Raw genomic sequence first — 15685 nt, 5'->3', positions numbered from 1 at the left:
CGGGCGGCGACACCCGGACGGCAGAGCGCGTCGACGACCCGATGGTCGAGGTCCGCGAGCTGCGCAAACAGTACGGCCGCCGGGGCCCGGTCGCGCTCAGGGGCATCGACTTCACGGTCGGTCGCGGCGAACTCTTCGGACTGCTCGGGCCCAACGGCGCCGGCAAGACCACGACGCTCGGCATTCTCACCACCCGGGTGAGGCCGACCTCCGGCACCGCGCGGATCGACGGCATCGACGTGGTGGCCGGACCGCAGGCGGTCAAGCGGCGGATCGCGGTGATGCCGCAGCAGAGCAACCTGGACCGATCACTGACGGCGCTGGAGAATCTGACGTTCCACGGCGCCTACTACGGCATGCGACTGAAGGACAGGCGGCGGCGTTCGCGCGAGCTGTTGGAGCAGTTCGGGTTGGCGGACCGCGCTGACGAGCAGGTGGAGAACTTCTCCGGCGGTATGGCGCAGCGACTGCTCATCGCGCGGGCGCTCATGCACCGTCCGCCGCTGCTCTTCCTCGACGAACCGACCACGGGGCTGGATCCGCAGTCGCGGTTGTTCCTCTGGGACCGGGTGACCGATCTCCACCGATCCGGCACCACGATCATGCTGACCACGCACGACATGGCCGAGGCGGATCGGCTGTGCGAGCGGATCGCGATCGTCGACCACGGTGAGCGCATCGCGTTGGACACCCCGGCCGGTCTGCGGGATCTGTTGCCGGGTGGTCGCGGCATCGAGCTCGTCCTGGACGCCTCCGACGATCCCGCTCCGCTGCTGGCAGAACTCGGGGAGACGGAGTCCGCCGAGCTCGAGCAGGGGCGGTGGCGGGTGCGCTGCTACGGCGACAGTCGCCTGGGCGAGGCGATCGCGGTCGCCGAACAACGGGGAGCCGTGGTCCGGGACGTGCGCCGGCTCGAGGGCAGTCTGGAAGACGTGTTCGTGCACCTGACCGGGCGGGAGCTGCGATGAGTGACGTGACGAGAAACCCCGACCCGATGCTGGCGCGCGCGACGGGTCTCCGCGCCTTCCTGGGCCTGCTCCAGCGCGACATCTGGAACACCCTCCGTCACGAACTGGGGGGCTTCCTCGCGCAGTCGCTCATGCAACCGTTGGCGTTCCTCTTCGTCTTCGGCCTCGTCCTGCCGGAGATCGGCGCGGTGGACGAGGCCTATGCGACACAACTGCTGCCCGGCATCATCGCGCTGACGCTCGTGCTGACCGCGCTGCAGAACGTGGCGCTGCCTCTGGTGATCGAGTTCTCGTACACCAAGGAGATCGAGGACCGACTGTTGGCGCCGATCTCTCCGCTGATGGTGGGGGTGGAGAAGTTGGTGTTCGCGACCGGGCGGTCCCTGATCGCGGCGCTGCTGATCCTGCCGCTCGCGGCACTGATCCTGCCGGGCGGGGTGCAGACCGGCGGTGCGAACTGGGGAGTGTTCGCCGTACTCCTGATCGTCGGCGGCCTCGCCGGGGCGTCGATCGGCCTGGTGCTGGGCACCTCGGTCCCGGCGCGGCGCATCAACATGGTGTTCGCGTTGGCCCTGACGCCGCTGATCTTCACCGGTGCCACGTTCTACCCGTGGCGGCTGCTCGATTCCCTGCGGTGGTTCCAGGTGCTGACCCTGTTCAACCCGCTCACCTACGTCTCGGAGGGCATGCGCGGCGCCCTGACCTCGTCGCCTCATCTGGGGGCGGAGTGGATCGCGCTCGGGCTCGTGGTCTCGACGGTGGCCTTCGCGGTCATCGGTCTGCGCGGGTTCATCCGCCGTGCGGTGGATTGACGGCTCCGGGGTTCAGGGGGCGCGCCGGCGCCGGTATCCGACCGGTCGTGCCCCGCATTGATCCGGTGGCATAGTGGGCGGTGCAGCACCCCTCGTGTCCGGGCCAGGCGTTCGGGCGCGTGGCGACATCGCACGACACCGCGCGTGTCGACACCGTGCTGGTGGGCACCGTGCTGGTGTACACCTGCACCGACGAGAGGACCACAGATGGCTCTTAACGACGACGACATCACCACCTCCGGCGCGAAGGGCGAGGGTGTCGCTGACGGCGGCTCCAACCCCGGCGGCCACGACGGTGGAGCCGACGGCTCGGCCAGCAAGGGCGAGGGCACCGCTGACGGTGGTTCGAACCCGGACGGTCACGACGGTGGCGCCGACGGCTCTGCGGGCGAGGGCGTCGCTGACGGCGGCTCCAACCCGGAGGGCCATGACGGTGGCGCCGACGGCACGGCCTGAGCAGTAGTGCTCGAGCGGTGCGTCGCATGCGGGCGGGATGAGTTCGCGGCCGAGGTATGGGGTCGGCGGCCCCTGCTGAGCCCGGCAGCGCAGCTGCCGCGCGACTTCTCCGATCTGTTGTCTCCGCAGATGGTCGACGAGATCATCGCCGAACGAGGGGTACGCACACCCTTCGTCCGGATGGCGCGGGAGGGCACGCTCGTCGACCGGGCGTGCTTCACCCGCGCCGGCGGTTTCGGCGCGCAGATGCCCGACCAGATCGACCCCGACGGCGTGCTCACGCAGTTCGCCGCCGGGGCGACGATCGTCCTGCAGGGCCTGCACCGGTTCTGGCCGCCGATCATCGACTTCGTCCGAGCCATGACCTCGGATGTCGGCCACCCGGTGCAGACCAACGCGTACATCACGCCGCCCGCGAACCGCGGGTTCGATCCGCACTACGACGTTCACGACGTCTTTGTGCTGCAGGTCTCCGGCACCAAGCGGTGGCGCGTGCACGAGCCCGTCCACCACCATCCGCTGCCCGATCAACCCTGGACCGACCACCGCGAGGCGATCGCCGAGCGCGCGAAGGACGAGCCGGTCATCGACGCCGTGCTCGAGCCGGGGGATTGCCTCTACCTGCCGCGCGGCTGGGTCCACTCCGCCGAGGCGCAGGGCGATACCTCTATCCACCTCACCGTGGGCGTGGCCCCCTTCACCGGCCACGATGTCGCCACGGCGATGATCGAAGCGCTGGCCTCGGAGGAGGAGCTGCGCGCGTCGTTGCCGCTCGGCCTCGCCCCGGTCGATGCCGCTTCTACCGCGGAACACACCCGGGAGGTCCTCGACGTGCTGGCCAGGCTGATCGCCGAGAAGCAGGATCAGCTCAGCGGTATCGCCGGCGACGCGCTGGCGACGCAGTACCTGGACCTCACGCGACCCGCCCCGGTCCGCCCGCTGGCCACGCTCGACGCCGTGGCGACCCTCGACGCCGAAACCCGGGTGCAGTGGCGCGACGGGCTTCACGGTTCGCTCGACGGCGCCGATCCGGCCACTGTCGTGCTGAAGTTGCCCACCAAGTCGATCTCGTTCCCGGCGGTGTGCGAACCCGCCCTGCACGCAGTCCTCGAAGGCGCTCCCGTGAGCGCCGGAACTCTGCCCGGTCTCGACGCATCCGACGGCCTGGTGGTTCTCCGGCGATTGCTGCGGGAGGCAGTGCTGGTGGCGCTGTGACCAGGCCTGCGGACTGGGAGCCGTGCAGTGTGTCGGCGCTGCGCCGGGGCGATCGCCTGGAGGGTTCGGGCTCGCGGGGGATGCGCTGGCTCATGCTCGAGCTCTGCGGCCCCTGGGGGCATTCGGCGTTGCTCGAGTCCCCGGCGCTGTTGCCGTCCGAGCTGGGTCGGCAGATCGCCCAGCGCGCCCAGGCCGCCGACATCCGTGTCGCCGCCATCCGCCGGCCCGGTAGGCGTTCCGAGCAGCGACGGTGGCGATGGGCTCTGGCCGACGCCCGACCCGGGCAGGAGTCCCTGCGGTGGGGAGAGGTCGACGGGCCGGAGGGGTATGCCGAGATCCCCCTCGACGGCTCCGTCGGCACTCCAACCGATACCCCTTTGGTCGCGATCTGCGCGCACGGCAAGCACGACCAGTGCTGCGCTGTCCGCGGTCGCAAGGCCACTGCTCTTATCGCCGAGCGCTACCCGGAGGCGACGTGGGAGTGCTCCCACCTGGGCGGCGATCGCTTTGCCGCCACCATGATCGTCCTGCCGCATGGGCTCTTCTATGGGCGCGTGGACCTGGCGGAGGACCCGCCCGACATCATCACCCGCTACACCGAGGGCCGGGTTGAGCCGCGTCACCTCCGTGGCCGCAGCAGCTACCCGGCAGAGGTGCAGGTCGCGCAGCACCACGCTCGAATGGCGTTCGGCGACGACCGCATCGGCGCCTATACCCCGCTGGACATCGTCGAATCGGAGGGGCACGTGGAGGTGACGCTGGCGGGTCCGCACGGCCCGATTCAGGTGCACCTACGGGAGACCTTCTCCGAACCGATCTTCACGATGTGCCAGGCGCGGACGGCCGGGCCGGTCAGGCAATGGGAGCTAGTCGAGATAGGGAGCGGAGCGTAGCGCCGCGCCCAGAGGACAAGCCCGAGACAGCGACGACAACGACGACGACGAGGTTGACAGCTGCTGATCCGGGAGGCGGCGGCCCGGACATGCAGTCCGGTCAGCGCGAACGCAAGGGATGCGCTCTCCGGACCCGCATTACGTCAGCCAATCAGGCGCGCAACGAGGGGTGGAGGCCCGGCCCCCGCCCACGCCGGAAGGACGTCCCACTAGTGACCTTGCCTTCAGCGTGGCACCCCCCGGCGAGTCGGCTCAGGCGCCCGACCGGGCAGGTGTTACTGTCACGAGAAAGTCGATGTCAGCTCGGTTGACTCCGGGTTCAGGGCGGTGTGGTGACCAGCATTGTCGGTGTGCTGGCGGCCCACGATCGGCCCTCGAGACGCGATCGTCGCAGGCGCCTGCCAGAGGGCGGCCGAGCTCCTGTGTCTGACCTGTGGGTCACAATGTTCGAGACCATTGGCTGAGCAGGTCAATCCCGAGGAAGCAGAGAGAACTACCACGTGAATCCCGGAGTCGCGATCGCATCCGTCACCCCCTCGGCCGCGAGGCTCACGGAGTCGCTGAGAGATATCGGTTACGACTTCAGCTCGGCTGTAGCCGACCTGATCGATAACTCGGTGAGTGCGGGCGCGGAAAAAATCCGGGTCTTCATGGACTTCGACGGCGAGGACTCCCGGGTATTCATTTGCGACAACGGTCAAGGCATGTCTGTTAACGGGGCTATCGAATCGCTCCGCTTCGGGAGTAGGCGAGACTACGAACTCGGCGATCTCGGGCGATACGGGCTGGGGTTGAAAACCGCCTCGCTTTCGCAGGGCCGATCTGTGACCGTCGTCAGCCGCACCGTGCGGATGAAAGAACCGCAGATTCAAAGATTGGATCTCGACGTGATCACGGAACGCGACGACTGGATCATCGTGGTCCCGCATCCGGATCCGTCTACTACGCGGGCACGTGAACTCCTCGCCGGTGATCCGGGAACAGTCGTTATCTGGGAGAAGCTAGACCGCATTCTGCCCGCCCGGCAAACCACCGGCGGCTGGGCCAAGCGGCGGTTCGACAGCCTCCGCGAGAAGTTGAAGTCGCATCTTTCCATGGTCTTCCATCGCTTCCTCGCGGGAGAGGGATCTGCACGGAAGATCGAGATATGGGTAGATGATACCCCCCTCGCTCCCTGGGACCCGTTTCAGCGAACCGAACCGGAACTCAAAGAGCTCGGGCCAGAGTCCTTCGAAGTCATGGTGGGAGAACGGGCAGGCAAGGTCCACCTTCGTCGGTACATCCTGCCGTCGAGAAACGCGTTCTCGAGCCCTGAAGCATTCGAGGCCGCGTCTGGGCCGTTAAAGTGGAACCGTCAGCAGGGGCTGTATATCTATCGCGCCAACCGTCTAGTCCAATGGGGCGGCTGGGCGGGCACTCGTGCGCTCGATGAGCACACTAAACTGGCTCGCGCGTCGGTCGACTTCGACACTGATCTCGATGATGCCTTCAATATCAATGTCGCCAAGATGCGGGTAGCTCTCCCTCCGCAGCTCAAGCAAATGTTGGGCCGCCCGATCTCAGAACTCTGCATCCTCGCCAACAATGCTTATCGGGTGGATGCCCCTCGACGGCGCAACAACGGCGCCTCGGGCATGCCTTCGGAGGTCTCGAACGGGGCTGAGATCGGTTTGGCGATCAAGGCAGCACTCGTTCGGACCGGCAATTTCGATGCGCTGAAGCAGATTTCGGATCTGCTCAAGAACGAAGCCCCCGAGATGGCGAAGTCCCTAGGCTTCTGAGATTCAGAACAACGATGTGGGTTCGCCTCGCTTGTCGTTGGCGAATGCACAGTAATCGACGAGAGGACACATAGAACACCGAGGTCTTTCGATTGTGCATACAGAGGCCGCGAGTTCGATGAGGCCGAGTTGGGAGTCGCGAGATTCCTCGCCGATTCCCACCAGTCTGGCGACGGCAAGCCGACCGTCGGTGAGCTTGTTCCGCTTATCCACGTCGTTGCCCAGGAATCGGCTCGCCACGCGGAGGACTCCCTTGCCTGTCAGGACTGGTTCCTCCGACTCCAAGCCGTCTTCGTTTGTTAAAGGGATAGCGAGTTCGGTGAGATCAGCAATCGACGCAGCGATCGACGGCAACATCGCACGGTTGATCGAAGGTGCCCATAGCGCATCGGGGTTCTTGACCATCTCAGTCGCCAACTCGGTAAGTAATCCGGCGCGGATAGAGCGCCCCACGCCCGCGGCCATGTCTCTCAGAATTGAAAGGATGTCATCTGTAGGCACAGAACCTGGGTTTACGTCGAGTGCCTGAATTGCGGGGAAGAAGGTTTTCGCGACGGTACGGGAAGCTCTCGCTAGCAGTATCTCGCTGGCCACGAAGACCCATCGGGAGTCGGACTTCAACCATGGGATAGCGAGGTCGTCGACTCCGCGGCTCCTGTACCAGCGAGCTACCCTTGCGGAGATATCCCGCGTGTTGAAATCCATCGGATCGCCGGCAGCAAGCGCCGCTCGTATGGACTTGCCAACAGCCCCTGCGACCATCGGAGGGACGGCGTTGCCGATCTGCTTGAACGCCGCGGATGGCGGGCCTGAGAATCGGAAGTAGTCAGGAAAGGATTGAATGCGCGCGGCTTCTCGGACCGTGAGAGTTCGTGGCTGGCGGGGATGAATGTACCAGTATCCGTCTTTCGCGATGTGGGCGGTGATGGTCCTTGACAGGTCGTTTTCGTCTAATCGCTTGTACTTGTCGTCGAAAATATCGTTCCTGTAGCGCTGGTGCTCAGGGGCGAGGTCGGAGTACTTGGTCTTGTGGGTCATCGTCTCAAAAGCCGCGCGATCGTCCTCGCGGACTGGGCGAGTGATGTGATCGAACACCTTGTGGGCATCGGCAACAGCGACACCGCGCCTCATCCGGGATTGATACTCGGTGACCGGACCCTCGTACTCAGTCCATCCCTCCGCCCCGCCGTCTGGACGCCAGCCCCCCTCGACCTCGGGAAGTTCTCCGATCGCGTTCCAGAGGGTCGTCTTGGTTGGCGCATCCTGAGGCCATTCGAATGAAATCCCGCCACGCAGCGCCACCACGAGCAATCGCTGACGCATTTGAGGGACGCCGTACCTCCACGTCTCTACGATTCGGGTGTGGACGGAGTACCCTTCTTGTTCTAGTTCCTCGACGATTGACCTGAAAATGAACATCTCGCGATCGAGGGCGAGGTCTGGGACGTTCTCCATCAGTACTGCTCGTGGCCTTGCGATTCCAACGATTTCGAGGAATGAGCGCCAAAGGTCGCGTCGCTCATCGTGAGGATCGCGTTCACCGAGTTGGACACGGTGCCGGATCATGGACCGGCCAGCCTTCGAGAATGGCTGACAGGGCGGGCCGCCGGCGATGATCTCGACGCGAGCTTCCTTGATCAGACCCGCGACCCGGTCGACTACGTCGGGGTCCGCGAGGTCCCAATCGAGGGACAGTCCCGCGAAGTGATGGGCATGAGTACGGACGGCGGCATCGTAGTGGTCTGCCCCGACGACCACGTCGTAGCCTGCTTCTTCGAGGCCTAGACTTATGCCTCCCGCTCCGGAGAAAAGATCGGCCGCCAAGTGCGCGCCCTGCCCACGGAGCGCCTGCGCGAGCCGTTGGAACTCAGCCACGTCTGCTACGTGATGGTCGTTTGGGGCCAGCTCGAGGAAGGGGCCGCGGATCAGCTTGACGCCGTACGGGGACGTCTTCCCGGAAACCGTGCCACTCATGTGCTCATTCTAACGACTGCTAACCTGCCGCTGATCACAGCGTCAACTAGAGCTGGTGCGGTCAGGTGCGGATCTACTCGGAGTTCGCCGCACTCATTCTCTCATCAGATAGGAAACTCTCCGACCTGACCAAAGAACTGGAAACCAGATCAGCAAGTTCTGCGGTTGACCTAGCATCGAGCAATAATGGGCCTGTAGCTAGAACTACGCGTTTACTCAGATCACGGGCTAGCGACGAACGCGCGATCGGCCCTTCGTACTCGATAAGTTGCCTCGCCATCTCGCGAATGAGGACTCGATTCCTAGATAGGGCGGTCCTCTCGAAAAGTCCGACCAATGTGTCTTCCCCCAAGCTTACGTCTGATAAGAGGATGTCACCGAGAACCTCTTGGCGGAGCCAGGGCCTGCGTAAAGCGTTCCGCGGTAGCCCGAGCATGCGAGTTCGGTGCAGCGAGGGAAAACGCAGTGCGCTGATATCGGGCATCACAATGAGCGAGAGAAAACTCCAAGTATCCGTATGGGCGCCGTCGGCTGGCACCAGTTCAAGGCTGCGATGTAGAGAGGCCCCCAGAGCGAGATCGAATTGGTGCACTTCCTCGCGAGGCACTACTCCTCTCGCGTACCAGTCCGAGACCGCGTTGAGTGCCGATTCACGAACGGCGACCAATCGCTGGGCGTCTGCTACCTTGCCGCCCGTGGGGGCCGGTGCCGCCTTCGGTGATTCGAAAGCGGCGAGCTGGCCGGTCCCATGCAAGCCAGAGGAATCGTATACCTTTATGACTTCCGCGAGCCGAGCTTCTGCTTGACCCATAGGTAAGCGTGGGTAGATGTAGCTTCTCATTACCGGCCACCTACCGTGGGAAGCTTGGCGTGCAGAAGGCGGTCGAAACCAATTGGGTCGTCCCGATAATAGTGAACGGCCTTGCCGAGGCTTAGTCCGAGGTGAAACTGAGTTAAAGCGTCAACGACACCTCCGACCGATCCTTCGTCCCACCCGTTCGCCATCAATTGGAAATCGCGCCGGGAAATCTCACCGATCAGTGCCCGAGTGACCTCGAGGCGCATCAGCGCGGTAGCTACGGCAGACGATTTTGTGCGGATGACCTCGGCCCCAAGAGGATGCTCGCTGTTCACAATGAGGCGAATAGTCCCCATGAAAGAGTCGTTCAGCTCGTCAAAGTAGGCCGTAATAGTCCAAGGAGCATTGCCGAAATTAGTCTCCGAGAACCTCAAAATTTCGGTAGGAAAGCGGCTGCCCTCGCCTTCAAGAATGGCCCTGGTGGGCGGAGATGAAGCCAATCGGGCTCCGATTTCGGCGGCGCTCCGGTTTCCGGTGGGGCGTGGAGATCTTCCGAGAACCAGGTGTGCGGAAAGCTTGACTTCGTGGGCCACGGTCCCTGGTTGGAGCGTGATTTCGGCTTCGAGTTTGTTAGCGAGAACCGTTGTGGAAACGAATCGCTGCTGGACTGAGCTGCAGTCTGCCATTATGACGAGGTCGATAAATTCTAGGTCCAGACCGGTGCTCGCCTGAATTTCATCTGCGTCGATGAAGACTCGTGTTCCGAATTTCAAGGCCGTGGCATAATCCCAGCCCTCTACGAGGTCATCAAGATTGAATTGCTCACCGGAGCCGAGTGAGTACCACCAATTGCCCCAAGTGATGGAATGCGATGAGGCGACTCGGTGGGGGAATATGCGAAGTTTTGCCATTAGACTTCAACCACCTCGACGTCCAAATCGACCGCCACATCATCTCTTGACTCAAATACAAAAGTAGCGGTTTCGTTCTGTCCTAGCTGATAGGGCCCGTCCACCAAGGTGCCATTCGAGGTGATCCACCCAAACCTGCGAAGTGTCTGCGCCAAGTCTCCCTCATCGCGGACAGCGCCGCCCTCAACGCCGAGCTCGGTTACAACGTTCACTGTTGTGACAATTTCGCGAGGATTCTCGAGACTCACCTCGACCTCCGTCACATTCCAACCAGGCGACCTCCCAACTTCAGTAGTTAGGCTGTGGATCTTCGCTCGCGTGCGTGGGGCCTGAGGCGTGGTGGCCCGCGATTTTTTTTGCTTCCGGCTGGGCCCAGTGCCCGGGAGGCCGAGCATAAGGTCACTCAGTTGCGCCGCGACCATTGCAGCCGGAGGAATTTCGGCAGAGCTGGCGGCCTGCTTGAGGGGCGAGAGGAAATCGGAGATTGCCTCGGGGATCTTCCGCAGCGCAACCCGCACCTGAGACTTGGCGCGCTTGTCGAGCAGGCTGTCTGGGTTCCAGTTGTCGTGTGCAGGGGGCTCCGATGCGGCAAATGCGGAGTCCTTATCGGCAGTCGGTTTGAAGACTCCGACCCAGTCAATTCCTTCAATTGGTATCGAGGGCAGGTCTATATACTTGACAACTAGTTCCGCGTCATGACGCATCAACGCGACACGGTTCGATAAGAGCTCGCCGTCGAACTGGTTCTCCTCGCCAGTGGGAGTCTGCTCCGGGCTCTTCGCTCGAACCGGGAACCGGGTAACGGCTAGGTGGCCGAGAGTCACGTTCTGCGTGCCATGCCGAATTTCGACCAGATCCATGGGGGGTTCGACTTCGGACGAGGCCGTTCCTTGCGTGTCGCGAACTGCCTGGAGACAGGCGGAGAAGTGGTCGAAAGTGCTCTCACTGTCTCGGTCGATGATCTCGACGTCTTCGCCATCAAGCTGGATCTTGATGTTCATGAGACTGCCGCCGTCCCTCGGGGCAAGTAATTTGGGCCAGAGGTGTTTACGGGTCGCCTTCGCCAAAGCTTGAACGCGCTGTTCTGGCGAATCGCCTGGTTCTCCCAGTAGCGGATCCAAAATCAACATGCTCGTGCCGGTCGAGTACACGGGGAAATGACGATGAAAAACTGATTCGGCTAGTTCGCAGGCGGCTTCCCCGAGCGCGGGTTCGACTCGGTCCTCGCCATCGATAACATTTCCCCACCAATGGCGGCCGGTGAACCTGAGGCCGCCCCTTTCAAAACCCTCACCGATAGCTGACCCGATGAGCCGATCCTCCAAACCATTCGCAGTTTTACACCGTGACCAGATGAGCGTAGTGCCGACCCTGCTTATCGAATAAGCGATCGACTTTCCGAAGCCGTAGGTGCCTCCACCCATCTTGAAGTCTTTTGGCGCGCCCACGTTGAAAACAAGATCGATAAAGTTGGTCGGACTATCTTTGTCGACGGCCAAATCATTACGGATCGGGCCCTGGAGGCCGGTGGTTCCGCGATCCACAACCTCGAGTACCCACACTTCGCTGGAAGCGAATAGCTGGTCCAAGCCGAGTTGGCGAGCTGAGCCGGTGAATATTTGGTCGCGAAGGGCAGTGATTGTGTCGTCGTCCAAACGACGCAAATTCATAACGAAATCTATAGAGGAGGCCGTGCCGCGGGCGTCCCACGAGTTCTGGGCAGTTTCGCGAACCAGGATTTCGGTTCTTGCGAGGTCCGGTGTACCCAGTAGCTTCTTGGTACCTACGCCATCCATATCCCCGGGGCCGTACTGTTTCGCAAACCACGTCAGACTTGGTTGGCCGGTGCGTGGCGCGTCCGCTGGATAGCGAGGGGGGTCGGCATATGACGGGACCTCCGCGTCGTGTGACGGGTCGTCTTCGACGATTTGATCGAGGAAGTTCTCAGCCTCTTGGGCGGAAGTGGTGGTGGTGCTGGTCTCCCCAGCTTTTCCTCCAGCGAACGCAACTGCTTCGGCGAAAGTAGCGCCTACCGACATGGCCGATTTGGCCGCGAGCCAGGGGTCGCCTGACGCCGGAAGGCCGGCAGCCCGAAGATAGGCGGCCAGAACCGTGTTCACGGTGACATCTCGTCCGCTGAAGTACTCTGCGACTTGCGCGCGAGCGTGCTCTAGTTCATTCCCATCCATTCTCTACCAGCCATCCAATACTTGATCGGTCTCGTTCTCAGAGAGTGGGTCCCCGCACGCGGACAGAGAGAGGAGATATCGAACCCGGCTTACCCCCTTGTCGGCGCCCGAGGTCAATGCTGACCGTCGCAACCCTGGGAACTCATTTTGGACCTCCCAGAGCCGCGTTGACCGAACAGCGTAGCGGTCCTCCCCTTCTGCAGAGCCTGACTCGAAAACGTACCCAGCCTTCGCTGCGAGATCTAACAGTTTTTTTCGGGGCGTACCCAGGGCCAAGAGCGACTCGATGCGTTCGTCGAGTGACGGCGCACTGGGGTCTTTGCGAACGTGTACTACCGCGAGGTGCAACTTCGTCGTCAGGCTCGGGTCCAACTGATCCAGGCTTGTTATCTGAACTGCATCGCCTTCAGCAGATGAGGTCGTTTTGACCTCGATCGCGTGGTTCGACGGAGACACGAAGTCGTGGACGCCGCCGCTCGGTCCATGCCAGTAGTCGATGGCCTCGACTGGATCGTTATCGCTGACCATCTGAAGTAGGGTGAGTTCACCAACAAGGCCAAGGATGGTCTCGCGCGGAATCGGGGTCCCTGCCTGTTCGAGAAGGTCGCGCCAATCCTCGACTGTCTGGGCGACGGTCGCCCCCACACTTGATTTCGGGTGGGAAAGCCTGTCGACAATGTCGGCTACCAAACGCTCGAAGACCAAGTTGAGCTTTTTGTCCGTGCACTTAAGGTCCAAGAAATTCACCAAGTGGTCGTTGTAGACGAGCTCCCTTTGCTTGACAGTCATCGACTTGTAGTCGTTCGTGTCGATCGTCTCGAACTCGCCAGACGGGACGAATAAGTGGCGCAACCCTTCCGGATCAAGACCGATCAGAATTCTATTGCCGTTGACTGAGGCATCCAGCTCTCGGGTAAGAAACTGAGTGGCTGCAAACTCCTTTGCCCCGGAAGATAGGAGTACGAAATGCTCACTTATTTCCATTTCAGCTTCTCGCACGCATTGATTGGCCATCGAAGTTTGCGAGATCCTCCGTATCGCTGGGAAGTTCCTCGTCCAACTCAGGGACTTCCCAGTCTGGGTGGACTGAATAGTATTCGCCTTCGTCGGCAACTCCCTCGTGTCCGATCTCAGGGAAGATCATCCCGATGCCTACTAGGTGGTCCGGAGCCTTCATTTCGCGTCGACTGGATGTCTTCTTCTGAGCTTGCCCAAGGGGAACGGAGGACTTGCTCACTGCGTAAATTATCAGGAGGCCGTTACCTTGGGCGTGCTCGCGCCTGATGTCCCGCGCTTGGCTGTATTGGGCCTTTGGCGGGACGGAGGCCTTGTCTAGGTCCGCGTACCAATCGGCCTGCACGAGGAGTGATTTGAGGTTTGCGGTTCCGACAGTCGATGTTGCCAGGGGCGCTCGGTTGACTGCAGGCACCTCCTTTTCTTCCAAGCCGAGATCGATGGATCCAAGGTCGATGACTCGATCCCCCAATGCGTATTGTGCCTGAGACGAACCCTTCACGACTACGTTCCATTTGCGGTCGCCTGCGACGTTGCGTATCCATCCTGATATGTGGTCGGAACGCATGCTGGCAAGGTCGGGGTGAAATTCGTACTCAGAAAGGAGATCGAGGATGGCTTCAGCCGGAACGTCTCGTGCAAGCCAGCGCTCGGCCTTCGGGTGCTTCGTGAAGCCAGTGGCACTGTGCGAACTGCAGTAGCGAACAAACTTTCTGACCGCGTGGGTGTTGCTCTCAATGGTGTCGCTGTCGGTTTCGTGCAGGATGAAAGTTTGAAGTCGTTTTCCCGAGAACGATACTCGGACGACATCGGCGTGCTGCATTTTGTTTTTGGAGACGATTGCGAGTCGGCCGGGGTGCTGTCGGACTCGTATCCCCATCTCCTTGGGAGTCACCTGCATTGTCTCGAGTCGACGCATGTCTTCTCGGATCTCTTCTTCAACTAGGGCGAGGAACCGGAATTCCTCGGCCAGCGACTGGGGCATCCAAATCCGTGGGAGGTCTTCGTATCCTGGGCGGAAGCCGAACCACCGGCCCATCTGGAGAAGGGTGTCATAGGTATTTGACGTACGAATGAAGTACGAGACGACCAGTCCCTCGAGTGTCAGACCTCGGGATAGAGTGCCGCCCCCGACCGCGATCACAGTCTCAGGGATCGTGTTGCCGTGCTCGTCCTCGCGGTCGTAATCCAATCGGTCTTGGGAATGCCCATTGTCCACCAAGACCCTTGCGCGTTTCAAAACTTGGCCCAACGACTGTTTCACATCCGCCCAATCTGGCGTCGGAAGGGTCGCGATATCGCACACGACGGTGGATTCTTTCTCGAACGAGTTCCGAAAGGCATCAGTCTCGCCGTTCGCGAAGGCATCGATTAGTTTGTCGAGAAGTGCCGAGAGTGAGGCCTTCAAGGCGAAGTGTGGGGCTGTGTAATGTGTGGTGTGGACCAACATCGAACTGTGCTTGTCTTTCTGCCCCCTCGTTGCGCGAATTGCTGAGGCGGTAAGAAACCAAACTACGGCGTCTGTCAGAGATTGAGGCAGGGCTGGGTCGAACCCAGCGCGCGCTGCGGCGGACGTCGGCGGCTTAAGGGTTTCGGCGTCCTCATCTGGGACGAATCGAACAACGTCGAGGCCGTCGTCGGGCGTGTCTTCGTCGTTTATCGGCTCTCGGCCGAAGATGATTTCTGCGCCGAAGTACGAAGCCGGCTTTGGGAGGTCGATAATAAAATCCGAGGGGTAGAGCTCGTCGTCATCCGATGGGTCCATGAAGACATTCGCAAAGGGCGTGGCGGTGTAGCCCAGGTAAGTGCCTGTCTTGACTTCGGACCAAATCTCCCGGACGAGTTGGTTTATTCTTGTGTATTCATTGACCCGTGTAGATGAGTTTGGCGTTGCCTGGTCTGCCTCGTCGTCGAGGATCATGATCGGAACTTTCGCTCTCACCTCCTCGGGGATGTCCCGTAACCAATTGCGGAGCGCGCGGAGACGACTTTGGTTCTTCTTTACTACGGCGATGGTCTTGGTTCCTTTGCTGAGCATCGCCGAGCCATTCAGTACGACTCCGAAATCGGCATCCTCGCCCGTAAGTGGCGCCCAGTTCGGGTCGATCAGGTCCTTGGAAAGTCGGATCTGAGTTTGTCTTCTCAGGTTGTTGTGCATTCCGGCAAGGACGATGAATAACTGGTATCCCGCGTCAGCGGCCTTGGCCATGACCGCCGTGTAGTTGGCGGTTTTGCCTGATTGGACGTAGCCAACTACGAGACCTCGCTTCTTGAGCTGTCTCACAGTCGGGTCTGCACACAGAGCCACGACCTTGGTCGAGGCCCTGTCTATATCTGGTAGGGCTTCTCTTAGTGAGCCCTCCTCCATCTGACGATGGAGTTTGGGCCAAAACTCATCTCCGTCTTCGGGGCCCGTGTACCAGCCCGCGAGACCGAGCTCGGCTTCAAGGCGGGTGTCGATAACCCCCGAGGGGGTCGCCAGCAGCATGTTCCGGCTTCCCTCTCGGCGAATCGCTTCCACTACGGGCTGCAGTTCAGTCATCTGCAATTTGAAAGCGTCCGACAATGAAGCGGCCGCCTCTTCCGGCGACTCATTGTGACGCCGCATGCGGTCGATGATTGTCTGCCGGATGATGCTCATTGCGTCCTAGGAGACTGCTGAACAAGTGGCGT

At 61.7% G+C, this 15685-nt stretch carries 12 protein-coding genes; 6 read left to right on the top strand and 6 right to left on the bottom strand.

All coding sequences use genetic code 11. The features are described from left to right. From G6017_RS02305 to G6017_RS02280, 6 genes are all read left to right on the top strand, one after another. Positions 1–968, top strand: a 968-nt coding sequence (locus G6017_RS02305) for an ABC transporter ATP-binding protein (protein ID WP_206682417.1), incomplete at its 5' end; no start/stop codon positions are given. Continuing rightward, positions 965–1780: an ABC transporter permease gene (locus tag G6017_RS02300; RefSeq protein WP_206682416.1), complete on the top strand. Its 816-nt coding sequence runs from the start codon at positions 965–967 to the stop codon at positions 1778–1780. The genes G6017_RS02305 and G6017_RS02300, both read left to right, overlap by 4 nt. A 207-nt stretch (positions 1781–1987) precedes the next feature. Next, on the top strand, positions 1988–2236 hold the full coding sequence (locus tag G6017_RS02295; RefSeq protein WP_182615724.1) for a BatC protein: 249 nt from the start codon (positions 1988–1990) through the stop codon (positions 2234–2236). Between the two features lie 6 nt (positions 2237–2242). Beyond that, the gene (locus G6017_RS02290; protein WP_182615722.1) at positions 2243–3451 is read left to right on the top strand and encodes a JmjC domain-containing protein; all 1209 of its coding nucleotides are present in this window, start codon (positions 2243–2245) and stop codon (positions 3449–3451) included. A gap of 80 nt (positions 3452–3531) precedes the next feature. Then, positions 3532–4344, top strand: a complete 813-nt coding sequence (locus G6017_RS02285; protein WP_182615728.1) for a ferredoxin family protein — start codon at positions 3532–3534, stop codon at positions 4342–4344. A 500-nt stretch (positions 4345–4844) separates the two neighbouring features. Continuing rightward, the gene (locus G6017_RS02280) at positions 4845–6125 is read left to right on the top strand and encodes an ATP-binding protein (protein ID WP_347237927.1); all 1281 of its coding nucleotides are present in this window, start codon (positions 4845–4847) and stop codon (positions 6123–6125) included. Between the two features lie 3 nt (positions 6126–6128). Here G6017_RS02280 and G6017_RS02275 read toward each other — a convergent pair whose 3' ends face one another. From G6017_RS02275 to G6017_RS02255, 6 genes are all read right to left on the bottom strand, one after another. Continuing rightward, positions 6129–8099 (bottom strand): DNA cytosine methyltransferase, encoded by a 1971-nt coding sequence (locus tag G6017_RS02275; RefSeq protein WP_182615720.1) that lies wholly within the window; start codon positions 8097–8099, stop codon positions 6129–6131. Between the two features lie 73 nt (positions 8100–8172). Beyond that, positions 8173–8910 (bottom strand): DUF6339 family protein, encoded by a 738-nt coding sequence (locus G6017_RS17390; RefSeq protein ID WP_524536232.1) that lies wholly within the window; start codon positions 8908–8910, stop codon positions 8173–8175. A 29-nt stretch (positions 8911–8939) separates the two neighbouring features. Then, a complete protein-coding gene (locus G6017_RS02270) occupies positions 8940–9809 on the bottom strand; it encodes a hypothetical protein (RefSeq protein WP_182615719.1) in 870 nt (289 codons plus the stop codon). Further along, the gene (locus G6017_RS02265) at positions 9809–11929 is read right to left on the bottom strand and encodes a hypothetical protein (RefSeq protein WP_182615717.1); all 2121 of its coding nucleotides are present in this window, start codon (positions 11927–11929) and stop codon (positions 9809–9811) included. Before G6017_RS02265 ends, G6017_RS02270 begins: the two co-directional genes overlap by 1 nt. Before the next feature lie 72 nt (positions 11930–12001). After that, positions 12002–12997, bottom strand: a complete 996-nt coding sequence (locus tag G6017_RS02260; RefSeq protein ID WP_206682415.1) for a PD-(D/E)XK motif protein — start codon at positions 12995–12997, stop codon at positions 12002–12004. Next, the gene (locus G6017_RS02255) at positions 12984–15653 is read right to left on the bottom strand and encodes a Z1 domain-containing protein (RefSeq protein WP_182615713.1); all 2670 of its coding nucleotides are present in this window, start codon (positions 15651–15653) and stop codon (positions 12984–12986) included. Before G6017_RS02255 ends, G6017_RS02260 begins: the two co-directional genes overlap by 14 nt. Positions 15654–15685: the final 32 nt, after the last annotated feature.

Source organism: Dietzia sp. B44, from assembly GCF_014145245.1.
Lineage (GTDB): Bacteria > Actinomycetota > Actinomycetes > Mycobacteriales > Mycobacteriaceae > Dietzia > Dietzia natronolimnaea.
Note: the sequence above shows the minus strand (reverse complement) of the source record. Positions and strands in the feature narration are given on the sequence as shown.

Coding starts and splice junctions, on each gene's coding strand:
- G6017_RS02270 (WP_182615719.1), bottom strand. CDS start 9,809: ATGGCAAAACTTCGCATATTCCCCCACCGAGTCGCCTCATCGCATTCC.
- G6017_RS02255 (WP_182615713.1), bottom strand. CDS start 15,653: ATGAGCATCATCCGGCAGACAATCATCGACCGCATGCGGCGTCACAAT.
- G6017_RS02295 (WP_182615724.1), top strand. CDS start 1,988: ATGGCTCTTAACGACGACGACATCACCACCTCCGGCGCGAAGGGCGAG.
- G6017_RS02285 (WP_182615728.1), top strand. CDS start 3,532: ATGCGCTGGCTCATGCTCGAGCTCTGCGGCCCCTGGGGGCATTCGGCG.
- G6017_RS02275 (WP_182615720.1), bottom strand. CDS start 8,099: ATGAGTGGCACGGTTTCCGGGAAGACGTCCCCGTACGGCGTCAAGCTG.
- G6017_RS17390 (WP_524536232.1), bottom strand. CDS start 8,910: ATGGGTCAAGCAGAAGCTCGGCTCGCGGAAGTCATAAAGGTATACGAT.
- G6017_RS02300 (WP_206682416.1), top strand. CDS start 965: ATGAGTGACGTGACGAGAAACCCCGACCCGATGCTGGCGCGCGCGACG.